Here is an 11,588-nt window from a genome sequence, read left to right on the forward strand (position 1 = left end):
GCGCGGTGGTGGGCGGCGGCGCGGTGGTGGGCGGCGCGGCCAGCGCCCAGGCCGACCCGGTCCGGCGCAGCAGCAGCGCGTCCGGATGGCCGGCATTGACGTAGTGCAGCTCCCCGCTGCGTGGATCGACGACGGCGATGATGGCGGTGGCGAACATCTCCTCGGTCTCGCCGAGGTTCTCCACCGCCCACTCCACCGCGGCGGCCGGCCCGGCACCGGTGGACAGCGCGGCGTCGAGGAGCTGCTTGAGTCGCAGGGCGAAGACGCCTGCCGCGGCGCCGTGGCCCGAGACGTCGCCCACGACCACGGCGACGCGTCCGTCGGGCAGTTCGAAGGCGTCGTACCAGTCCCCCGCGAGCTCCCCCTGAGCCGGGTCGACGCGCCCGTGCAACATCAGCCCGCGGGCTCGCAGCAGTGAGGGGGTGAGCGCGTCACGCAGGGCGATGACCGCGGGCCCCTGCTGCGCCAGGGCCTCCCAGGACCGCTCGTTCTGCCGCACGAGGCGTACGAGCTGGGCGCGCATCGTCTCGACGTCGGCCGCCAGCGCCACGATCTCCGCCGGGCCCACCAGGGGGATCTGCGTGTCGTAGCGCCCGGCTGCCACGGAGTTCACCGAGCGTTGCAGGGCGCCGATCGGACGCAGCAGCCAGCGCCGCAGCACGATCATGATCGTCACCAGGACGCCGAGGATGACGAACATCGCGCTGGCCAGCGAGCTCAGCAGCAGCACCGAGGAGCTCTCGACCCGGCCGGACGCCTCGACCTGCTCGCGGTCGATCTGTTCGGCGAGTCGCGCGGTCTGGCGGCGCAGCTCGTCGAAGTCGCGGCGGGCGTTGGCGCGCACGATGCCGGCGGCCCCGGCGACGTCGCCGCGGGCCATCGCGGCCAGCTCCGGCTCGACGACCTCGCGCCGCCAGGTCCCGTAGGCGACGTCCACCCGGGTCCGCTGCGCCCGCAGATCGGGGAAGTCGGCCATCAGGTCGTTCAGGCGCGCGTTGAGCGCGGGGATCGAACGCCGGGAATCGTCGAACGGCGCCAGGAAGCCGCGGTCGCGGGTGACGATGTAGCCGCGCAGCGCGCTTTCCTGATCGACGAAGTCGGCGAGGAGCATCGCGGTGGTCGTGGCCGCGGGGTCCAGGTGCTTTCCCCGCTCGGCGGCGGCGTGCCGCGACCGCAGGGCGGAGGCCACGGCCAGCACCAGCATCAGGATGATCGCGATGCTGGCGAGCAGCGTCAGCGTCCGGATGCCGCGCCGGAGGCCAGCCGTTTCGCTCACGCCAGGATTGTCGTCCACCCGTCGGGGGCGGGTTGTGCCGGGTGACGGGCGCCCCGCCGTACCGGGTGTTCGGCCGGTCGTCCGGCGGGCAGCCACGACCTGCAGCCCGCCGGTCCGGCACACCCGCCGGCCGAAGCAGGCGCACCGAGCAACCGGAGACACGGCCGGTGGTACCGGTACCTCGCGGCCAGAAAATGGGACCACGTCGCGGATGTACGAAAAACGAAGCAGTCTGGCAATTCAGCCGAAATCGATGATTTTTTGGTTCACGCCGAGCCCCGGCGCGTGCCGCGCTCAACCGGCGGGAAAACACAGGTTGAAGGCGCGGAGTCGGAACTCGGCTCGCGGGCTGGTCGTTGACATCCGTGGACGTGCCGCCCCCTGACTTCCGCGGGGGCGCGTCACCGACCGGGCCGCGAGCGCTCACGGACCGCCCCGGTCGCACTCACCGGCACTCGCCAATGCCCCGACGCTCGCCATTGCCCCGACGCTCGCCAATGCCCCGACGTTCCGCATTGCCCCGACGCTCGCCGATGCGGGGCGCCCCCTGCGGCGGGCATCCGACGCTCCGGGTCCGACACACAGGGTCCGACACACAGGGTCCGCGACACACAGGGTGGGAGCAGCGCCACGATGACTTCCGGTTCGGCCACCGACCCGGCCCACGCAAACCACGACCCGGCCCACGCAAACCACGACCGGGCCCCTGCGGGGCATGACCCGGCCCAGGGGACGGTCACGTCGGCGGCCGTCATGGACGGTACCGCGGGCCTGGCCCGCGCCGACACGGCGATCTGGACCCGTGGCCTGACCAAGCGCTACGGCGCCCGGCGCGCCGTGGACCATCTCGACCTTCAGGTGCCCCGCGGGGCGCTGTCCGGCTTCGTCGGGCCGAACGGCGCCGGCAAGTCCACCACCCTGCGGATGCTGCTGGGCCTCATCCGACCCTCGGCCGGCCACGGCCACGTTCTTGGCGAGCCGATCACCGAGCCGGACCGCTACCTGCACCGGGTCGGCGCGATGATCGAGGGCCCGACCTTCCACCCGGGCCTGTCGGGCCGGCGCAACCTCGATCAACTCGCGATCCTGCGCGGGATCGGGGGTTGGCGGCGGGCCCGCCGGCAGCGCCGCGTCGAGGAGGTGCTGGGGCAGGTGGGCCTGGGCGAACGGGCCGACGACCGGTTCAGCACGTACTCGCTCGGCATGAAGCAGCGCCTGGGCATCGCCGCCGCCCTGCTGCCCGATCCGTGCCTGCTCATCCTGGACGAACCGACCAACGGTCTGGACCCGGCGGGGATCCGGGAGATCCGGGCGCTGCTCGGCCAGCTTGCCGGCGGGGGGATGACCGTCTTCGTCTCGAGCCACCTGCTCACCGAGGTCGAGCAGATCTGTGACCACCTCGTCATGATCAACGGCGGGCGGATGCTGTTCCAGGGCCACGTCACCGACCTGCTCGCGGCCGAGGACCCCCGCATCCTGATGATCCCCGAGCACGATGCCGACGCGCGCCGGCTCGCCGGGCTGCTCGGCGACGAGGGCCTGCGCGTCGAGATCGACCTGCGCAACGGTCCCCCGGACGCCTCGGCCACCCGGGGTCGCCGGCCGGTCGTGACTGCGCACGCCCCGGAGGGACTGGCCGCTCACCTCAACCGGCTCGCGATGCACGCCGGCATCACCCTGCGCTCGCTGCGCACCCACCGACCCAACCTGGAGGAGACCTTCCTGCGCGTCACCGGAGAGATCGACGGCGACCTGGTCCGGACCGTCCAGGCCGGCCAGGAGCCGGACGGAAGCGTGCCGTCGCCCGCGGGCGCCGGGCTCGACCCGGCCCACAGCCGCGGGGGTGCCACGTGATCGCGACGTTCCGGGCCGAATGGGTACCCATGCTGCGGCCCCGGTTCCTGCTGGGCACGCTCGGCGCCGTGGTCGGGTGTGCCGTCCTCGGCACCGTGCTGACCTTCTTCTCGGTCGGGCACCGGGACTTCGACGGCGATCCGGTCACCGCCGCCGCCCTGTCCCGGTCGGACGGCCTGATCCAGGGCGTGCAGGCCGTCAGCATCCTGCTGGGGGTGGTGGCGCTGTCGATCGTCGCCGCCGCCCTGGCCGGTGACCACAGTCATGGCACTCTGCGCAACCAGCTCGTCGCCCGACCCCACCGGGCCCAGCTGCTCGCCGGGAAGCTGCTCGCCCTGGCGGCCTTCGTCGTCCTCATCGTCGCGGCGGCCACGGCCGTCTCGGTGGGGCTGTCGTTCCTGCTCGCGCCGACCCGGGGGGTGTCCACCGCCGCCTGGAGCAGTGGGGCGGGACTGGCCGATCTCGGCACCGGCTTCGTCAACCTGTGCCTGGGCTCGCTGGGGTACGCGGCGATCGGGGCGTTGGCCGCGATCCTGTTGCGCGGGCCGGCGGCGGCGATCGCCGTCGCGCTCGCCTACGCGCTTCCGGTGGAGATGCTGATCGCCCGCATCTACCACCCGGCCCGCTCCTGGCTGCCGGTGCAGCTCATGCAGGAGATCGCCACCGGCGGCGCCGCCGCCCCCATGCCCTACGCGGACGCCCTGCTGCGCGGGGTGGTCTACGCCGGTGTCATGGTGCTGCTCGCTCTGCTGGTCTTCCGGCGCCGGGACATGACCGCCTGACCGACCCGGGCCGACGTCAGTGCCCGGAGGTCGTCAGTGTCCGAAGAGGTGAGTGCCCGAAGCGGTCAGTGCCGGAGGACGTCAGTGCCCGAAGGACGTCAGTGCCCGAAGACGTCGGAGTCCAGGGCGTCGGCCTCGCCGGCGGCCCCGCGGTCCAGGCCGGAGATGGCCGCGACCTCCTGCGCGGTCAGGCTGAAGCCGAACACATCGATGTTCTCGGCCAGCCGGGCCGGGCTGGCCGACTTCGGCACCGCCACCACGCCCAGCTCGACGTGCCACCGCAGCACGATCTGTGCGGGGGTGCGGCCGTGCGCGGCGGCGATCCGGGTGATGACGGGTTCGTCGAGAAGGCCGGTGCCGGCACCCAGCGGGCTCCATGCCTCGGTGACGATGCCGTGCTCGGCGTGGTAGCCGCGGACCGCGCCCCGGCCGAGCCGCGGATCGAGCTGGATCTGGTTGACATCCGGGGCCACCCCGGTCTCGGCCAGCAGCCGGTCCAGGTGGGTCGTCTTGAAGTTCGACACGCCGATGGCCCGCACCTGACCGTCCTTCACCAGGTCGACGAGGCCCTTCCAGGCGGCGACGTACCGGTCCCGCCCCGGATTGGGCCAGTGGATGAGCAACAGGTCGACGTAGTCGAGGCCCATCCGCCGGGTGCTCTCCGCGGCTGCCCGACGCACGCCCCGCACGCTGTGTGAGCGCTTGTTGAACTTCGTGGTGACGAACAGCTCCTCGCGGGCCACCCCGGCGGCGCGGATACCGGCGCCGACCCCCTTCTCGTTGCCGTAGTTGTGGGCGGTGTCGATCAGCCGGTAGCCCAGGCCGATCGCCTGCTCCACGACGCCCTGGACCGCGCGGTCGTCGAGCGGCCAGGTCCCGAGCCCGAGCTGGGGCATCCGGGCGCCGTGCGCGAGGGGGACGGTGGGAACGGGCGAAGGTGGCACGGCTCGCAGACCTTTCTGTCACGATGAGGCAGACCCAGCGAGCGGGCCCGGACGCGCGGGGAGCAGACTGCCAGCATGAGTGCCGCCAGGGACGACAGACTCGCCATGCAGCTACCTGCGGACTCGGCGGGCGTCATCCGTTCCGCCGCGGAGGGTGAGGGCCTGTCCCTTGAGGACTTCGCTGTCGAGGCGATGAAGCGGTACGCCCAGGAGGTGCTGGCCGACCGGCGGCTGTTCCGCGTGCCGGACACGGACTGGAGCGCTTTCGAGGCACTGCTCGACGGGCCGTCGGCGGACACCCCGCGGCTGCGCCGGCTGCTGGACGACGAGCCGGGCGCGGAGTAGTCCGCCACTGCCCACCGCCTCCCGACCGCGTCCCAGATACGGCAAGAAGGATGTCACGCAGTGCCCCTGACCAAACCTGCGGCCCTGACCGACGCCATGGATCGCGCGACCTTCAACAGCGGGGAAGACCTGCTCGACGGTTGGCTGCGGCACCGCGCCCTCGAACACCAGCAGGATCGGACCACGAACACGTTCGTGATCCTCGATGCCGACCGGATCGCCGGCTACTACTGCCTGGCGACGGCGGCCGTGGAACGCATTCCCGGCTCGCGCCGACGCTCACGGCGGCCGACCGAGCCGGTTGCGGCCATGTTCGTCGGCCGGCTCGCCGTCGATCTGCGCTACCAGGGCCGTGGGATCGGCGGCCGACTCGTTCGCGACGCGGTGATGCGCTCACTCACCGTGCATCGGATGGTCGGGCTACCCCTGCTGCTCGCCCACGCGATGCGGGAACCCGGGCGCGCCTTCTATCGCCATGTCGGCTTCCACGACGCCCGGTTCGATCCCTACCTGCTGGCGCTGCCGCTGCGCGCCGCGGCCGGAGGCTGAACCCCCAAGAGCCGTCACCCACCGCCGGTCGCCCTCGGTCGGTTACCCTCAGTCGTCACCCAGTAGCACGTCGAGGTCGATCCGCATCAGCCACTGGTCGAGCTTGAACGGCGGGTACGGCCAGGGCAGGCCGTCGAGCACCATCTGGTTGACCGGCAGCCACAGGCTGCGCCGCAACGGGTCGACCGCGCCGCGGCGCACCCCGACGTAGCGGGTCGACGGGCCGCGCAGCATGTCCAGCCCCACGTCGACGGGCGGATCGGTGCGGAAGGTCATCCGCGCGCCGCGCCCCGCCGGTCGCACGACCTGCACCAGGCCGTCGAGGCCGGCGAGCAGGATCGCGCCGGTCCGCGGGTCGAGGGTGACGCTGCGGACCAGCCCGCCCTGGTCGGTACCGGCCACCAGATAGTCGGGCTGGTTCGCGATGCCCCAGGTGTCCGTCGGCCAGTTGCCGATCGCCGGCGCCCGGGTCACCAGGCCGCGTTCGCGTCCGAGCTTCGGGTAGACGGCCACGGTCTCGGCACGCAGGCCGTCGCGCTTCGTCCGCGCCACGTAGAGCGTGCCGTCGGCGCCGAACACGGCGGATTCCATCCGGGAGCCGTCCTGCACGGCGCGCACCGCCGTACTGCACGGGGTGATGGTGCCGCGGGACGCCGAGTAGGAGAACTCCTGGATCGGGAACGGCTGGGTGCTGTAGTCCAGGCCACGCACGTCGCTGATCAGGACGAACCGCTCGTCGTCCGGTTCGCTGGTCGGATCGGCGACGACCTCCCGTGGGTTGACGACCAGCGCGATGCCCAGCGGCCGGACCTGCGGATACTGCCAGTGGGCCAGGACTCGGCCGGCCGGGTCGACGACGAGCAGCGCCCCGTTGTCGGTCCCGCCGCCGCCGGCGCCCAGGTACTGGGCGATGACCAGGTGGCCGCTGCGCGGCAGGCGGGCGATGGACGCCGGTCCGCGCGAGGAACGCGGCTGCAGCGGGCCGAGCACCGGGAAGGCCCGGCCGGCGAGGGACGGCGCGGCCATCGTGGCGAGCTGCTGCGCCGTCCAGGACTCCTGCGGGTCATAGACCCACCGGGCGGTCGGCTGGTCCCGGCGGAGCTGGCCCACGCTCGGCAGCTCCCCGTCCACGGCCGTGTTCCAGCCGTAGTACGGCATCAGCGAGGTGAACAGCACCCGCTGGGCACCGTCCGGGCCGGGCACGACGATCACGTCGGAGGTGTCTCCGCCGCCGACGCCGCGGTAGTTCGGATCGAGCCGGGGCAGGCTCAGGCGGCCCTTCGTCGACGGGATCACCAGCCGGGTGAACCGCTCGATGTCCGGCTCGAAGATCTCGATTTCCATGTCGGTGCCGGTCAGCTTCGACTGGTCGTCGGAGAACGGCGTGGTCGTCAGGAAGACGGTGCCCTCGGCCGACACGGCGGAATTGAACGCGGCCTGCCCGGGTCCGAAGCCCCACCCGGGCACCTCGGTGACCCGGACCGTCGTCTGGCCGCCGTCGAACTCCCCAAAGCTGCCGGGCGCGCCGTAGATGGTCAGCAGGTTCTCCGGCAGCTTCGTCACCGAGCCGGCCTGCACCGAGGGGCCGGCGGTGACCCCGCCGACCGGGGCGGATGGCCGGCCCTGGGGCAAACCGCCAGCCACCGATCCCTCCGACGACAGCAGCCGCCCGGCGACGAGCCCGCCACCCGCGGCCGCGCCGAGCCCCACGGCGGTCACGAGCAGCCGGCGGCGGCTGAGCCGGGTGTGCTCGGCACCCGCAGACGTGTCGCTCTGCGTGACCGCGACCGGCTCGGGGGAGTTCTCCGACTGGTCGGCGCCGGGCAGGTCCGCGGCCCCGATCCAGGTGGCCTCGGTTGTACGGTTCCGCCGGCCGGCACGATCCCGCCGACCGGCACTGTTCCGCCGACCGGCACGATCCCGCCGACCGGCCCGGCGACCGCGTTCGGTCTGGTCGGTGTCCCCGCCGACGAAGGCGCCGGCACGGCCCGGCAGGGTGTCGTGGTCGTCGGTGCTGGCGCCGCCATCGTCACCGTGGTCGGCGTGGCCGCCTTTGCGCACATGGCCGCCGTTGGCGGCATGGCTGGCGGTCCGAGTGTCGGAGACCTGGCTGGAGGTATGGCGGTCGTTGGCGGGTTGGCCGCTGTCGGGCGCATGGCCCTTCCCGAAGCGGACCTGCCTGCCGATCCGGACCTGCTTGCCGCGGCCGGGCAGGGTGTCGTGATCATCATGCTCGTCGCCGGGGGTACCGCCCCGGCCGGTGGGGTCACGATCCCCGGCCGCACCGTCAGGGGCCACGGGGTCCAGGGCGCCCAGGTCAGGGGCCGCCGAGTCAGATACACCCGAGTCAGGTACACCCGGGCCGGGGGCGGCCGAAACGGCGGTGGCCGGGTCAGGGGCGGCCGGGTCGGGGGCGGCCGGCGAAGCGGCGTCGGGGTGGCTTGGTCGGTCCTGGCCGTCGGGGGTGTCCCTGCCGCGACGACGGCCATATCTGCCGACTGTGGTGCGCCCGCGCTCACCGCCGTCGGCATCCGACTGGATCTTGGATGGCATGTACGGTGGCCTCGCCTCTCAACGCCGGTGGGCCCTCTCGAGGCCGGAGGGTGGGGGCCCCGGCCGAGTAGGACGACCGTACCCGACGGATTAGAACGACATATCGGACAAGGCCTTTGGACCACGCCCGTCCGGGGGCGCCCAGACCGGCGCGGGGAAACCTGGACCGGCGCGGGAAACCCAGACCGGCGCAGGAAACTCGGACCGGCGCAGGAAACTCGGACCGGCGCGGGAAACTCGGACCGGCGCGGGAAACCCAGACCCGGCGCGGCAAACCTAGACCGGCGCGGGGAAGCCCTCCTCGGGCCGCGCGTCGCTGATCGAGGCGGCGCCGCGCGGCGCATCCTCGCCGCCGCGCCCGTCGTCGCTGATCCTCCTGGCCGCTGCCTCCCGGTCGGCGAAGTGGAGCTGAACCACGAGCAGCCCGACCGCGAGCGCGGTGACCGACTCGGCAGCGAGCGCTGCCGTGGCCGTCGCCATCGCGCCGCCGCCGGCCGACACCAGCGCCCCCGCCGTCGCCACCGTGGCCACCGCCAGCACCGCGACCACCCGGCGCACCCCCGCGCCCAGCAGGTAGGTGGTGAACATGAGCGTGACGGCCAGCAGCGTCATGCTCAGCGCCAGCACCCACAGGGCGGGCGCGGCGCCGGTCAGGTGCGGCCCGAAAACCAGACCCAGCAGCCACTTAGCCCCGACCAGGCCGATCGCGGCGAGAAACAGGCCGGGCGCCACGACGAACGCGAGGGCCACTGCCAGGGTCGCCCCGGCCGCACGGCCCTCCTTGCGCCGCCGGGCCGCCTCGGGCAGCAGGAAGTTGGCCACCGCCAGCCCGATGAAGACCGGCACCTTGCAGGCCGTCGAGATCGCCGCGTAGCCGCCCACCCCGTCCGTGCCCAGCCAGCCGACGATGACGACGTCCATGTTCTGCAGCAGGGCCAGCGGGATGAGTGCGCCGAGCGCCACGGTGGTGTCGGCGATGACACTCTGGCGGGCGCTGGCCCGCGGGGCCGGAATCGGCATCGGGATCGGGCCGGTGGCGGGCGGGGTGCCGTCGTCCGGCAGCGGCGCCGACCAGGTGCGGACGGTGGCCGGACGAGGTAGCCGCGGGGTGCGGGCGACCGCCCACCGGGCATGCTCGGCGCCCACGATCACGCCGATGACGATGCCGAGCCCGGCACCGTTGACCCCCATGCCCGCGACCACAAAAATGATCACCAGGCCGATCCGGACGAAGCCCTCGACCACGAAGTTCACGGCCAGCCGCTGATAGGCACCGCGGGCCTGCATCAGGCCGCGCTCGACGCACAGCAGCGTCCACAGCGCGGCGCCGATGGTGGCCTCGGCGATCGCCACCGGGTGGGGGTAGGACATCAGCGCCGCCGCCGGGCGGGACAGCGCCAGGGCGGCGACGGTGGCGACGACGATTCCGACCCCGCAGGCCCCGCGCAGCCGGCGGATCCAGGACCACTGCTCCCGACGGGTGTCCCCGGTCCCGGACGTCTCGTGCTGCACGACGGCGATGAGCAGGGCGTTTCCGGCGACCGACAGGATCAGGAAGATGCTCACCTGAACCGACACGGCGCCGTAGGAATCGGAATCCAGCGCGCGCGCGACGATCAGGTTCATCAGCAGGTTGCAGCCGTTGACGAGCATGCCGGCGACCGCCAGGGCTGCCGGGCCGGCCAGCAGGCCGGACACAGCCTCTCGCGAGGGCTTCGCCATCAGTCTCCCCATCGGGAACGGAACACGTCGATCACCCGTGGCGGAACATCGGCCATGGTATGCCCGCCGATTTTTCCGACTTCTGTAGGTTGCAGGCAAACATGCTAAGCCCTGTCGATCGGACCGAGAGGAACGCCACCGGTGATCGGAAGCCCCAGCACGCCGCAATTCGCCGGGCTCGGGGGGCACCGGTACCTGCCCACCCTCGCCGGCCGGCATGTGGTGTTCCTGAACTGGCGTGATCAGGACCACCCGCAGGCCGGCGGAGCCGAGCTGTTCTGCCAGTCGATCGCCGAACGGTTCGCCGCGGCCGGCGCCCGAGTGACACTGCTGACCTCCCGGCCGGCCGGGACCGGAGGCGAGTCGCTCCCGGTGGCCGAGCACGTGGCCGGGGTGGACATCCGCCGTGGCGGTGGCACCTTCGGGGTCTATCCGTCCGTGCTGGGCCGGCTGGCGAGCCTCGGCCGGGGCGGACATCGCGTCGACGCGGTCGTCGACTGCCAGAACGGGATCCCGTTCTTCAGCCCGCTGGCGCTGCCGGCGGCCACGCCGATCGTCCAGGTGCTGCACCATGTCCACCAGAAGCAGTTCCCGCTGTACTTCCCGGGTCCGGTGGCCAGGGTCGGGCAGTTGCTCGAGGCACCGGGCAGCCGGCTGGTCTACCGGCGCCGCCCGGTGGTCGTCGTCTCCCCCTCGACCCGGGCTGAGGCGCGCGAGGTGCTGAGCCTGCCCGGCCCGCGCTTCCTCGTCCCCAACGGCGTGACCGCCTCCGTCCCCTCCCCCATGACCGCCACCGTCCCCTACCCCATGACCGCCACCGTCCCCTCCCCCGTGACCGCCACCGACCCGTCCCTCAAGACCACCGCCGGCATGGCGTCCTCGGGGGATGCGGCGGATCCGGCGGCGGGACGTCCCGCCGCGGCGCCGACGATCGTGTGCGTTGGCCGGCTCGTGCCGCACAAGCGGCTGCACCTGCTCCTCGACGCGCTGCCGACGCTGGTCGCCGCTCATCCGGGTCTCACCGTCCACGTCGTCGGCGACGGCCCCGACCGGCAGCGGCTGGTCGCCCGCGCGGTCGCGCTCGGCCTGACGACCCGCCCCACGAACGGTGCCCTCGGGAACGGTGCCGCCGCGAACGGTGCCCTCGGGAACGGTGCCCTCGGAGTGGGTGACGCCCGCAACGGCGACTCCCCTGGCGCGGACTCCCGTGGCGGGAACTCCGGTGGCAGGGGCTACCGTGGCGGGGACGTGGTTCGGTGGCATGGCTACACCGATGCGGCCACCCGTGACCGGCTGCTCGCCTCGGCCTGGCTGACGGTGAACCCCTCCCATGGGGAGGGTTGGGGGCTGTCGGTGCTGGAGGCGGCCGCCCTCGGGGTGCCGGCGGTGGCGTTTCGGGTGCCGGGGCTGCGCGACGCGGTCCGCGACGGCACGACGGGCTGGCTCGTCGACGAGGGCGTGCCGCTGGCGGGAACGATCGGCAAAGCGCTGCAAACGCTGGCCGATCCGCCTGCCGCGGCCCGGCTGCGCGCGGCCGCGCGTGCCTGGGCGGCCGGCTTCACC

Annotated in this window: 9 protein-coding genes; 5 read left to right on the plus strand and 4 right to left on the minus strand. The window is 73.1% G+C overall.

Going from position 1 to position 11,588, the window contains the following annotated elements; translation table 11 throughout:
• On the minus strand, positions 1–1,276 hold a 1,276-nt coding region (locus tag ND748_RS15835), incomplete at its 3' end, for a CHASE3 domain-containing protein (RefSeq protein ID WP_251746574.1).
• A 633-nt stretch (positions 1,277–1,909) separates the two neighbouring features.
• Here ND748_RS15835 and ND748_RS15840 point away from each other — a divergent pair.
• On the plus strand, positions 1,910–3,130 hold the full coding sequence (locus ND748_RS15840) for an ABC transporter ATP-binding protein (protein WP_251746575.1): 1,221 nt from the start codon (positions 1,910–1,912) through the stop codon (positions 3,128–3,130).
• Complete coding sequence (locus ND748_RS15845; protein WP_251746576.1) at positions 3,127–3,912, plus strand: ABC transporter permease subunit; 786 nt, start codon at positions 3,127–3,129, stop codon at positions 3,910–3,912. Before ND748_RS15840 ends, ND748_RS15845 begins: the two co-directional genes overlap by 4 nt.
• Before the next feature lie 98 nt (positions 3,913–4,010).
• On the opposite strand, the gene ND748_RS15850 is transcribed toward ND748_RS15845, so the two are convergent.
• The gene (locus ND748_RS15850) at positions 4,011–4,856 is read right to left on the minus strand and encodes an aldo/keto reductase (RefSeq protein WP_251746577.1); all 846 of its coding nucleotides are present in this window, start codon (positions 4,854–4,856) and stop codon (positions 4,011–4,013) included.
• 75 nt (positions 4,857–4,931) lie between these two features.
• Here ND748_RS15850 and ND748_RS15855 point away from each other — a divergent pair, with 75 nt between their 5' ends.
• Both ND748_RS15855 and ND748_RS15860 read left to right on the plus strand, forming a co-directional pair.
• The gene (locus ND748_RS15855; protein ID WP_251746578.1) at positions 4,932–5,201 is read left to right on the plus strand and encodes a DUF1778 domain-containing protein; all 270 of its coding nucleotides are present in this window, start codon (positions 4,932–4,934) and stop codon (positions 5,199–5,201) included.
• Between the two features lie 60 nt (positions 5,202–5,261).
• A complete protein-coding gene (locus ND748_RS15860; RefSeq protein ID WP_251746579.1) occupies positions 5,262–5,750 on the plus strand; it encodes a GNAT family N-acetyltransferase in 489 nt (162 codons plus the stop codon).
• A 48-nt stretch (positions 5,751–5,798) separates the two neighbouring features.
• Here the strand turns inward: ND748_RS15860 and ND748_RS15865 are convergent, their stop codons facing one another.
• Entirely contained in the window at positions 5,799–8,048 is a 2,250-nt protein-coding gene (locus ND748_RS15865; protein WP_374215936.1) for a hypothetical protein, read from the minus strand.
• A 531-nt stretch (positions 8,049–8,579) separates the two neighbouring features.
• Positions 8,580–10,025 (minus strand): lipopolysaccharide biosynthesis protein, encoded by a 1,446-nt coding sequence (locus ND748_RS15870; RefSeq protein WP_251746580.1) that lies wholly within the window; start codon positions 10,023–10,025, stop codon positions 8,580–8,582.
• Between the two features lie 141 nt (positions 10,026–10,166).
• On the opposite strand from ND748_RS15870, the gene ND748_RS15875 reads away from it, so the two are divergent.
• Positions 10,167–11,588: glycosyltransferase family 4 protein (locus ND748_RS15875; RefSeq protein WP_374215937.1), on the plus strand; the 1,422-nt coding region annotated here is incomplete at its 3' end.

Source organism: Frankia sp. AiPs1 (assembly GCF_023716945.1).
Classification (GTDB): Bacteria; Actinomycetota; Actinomycetes; order Frankiales; family Frankiaceae; genus Frankia.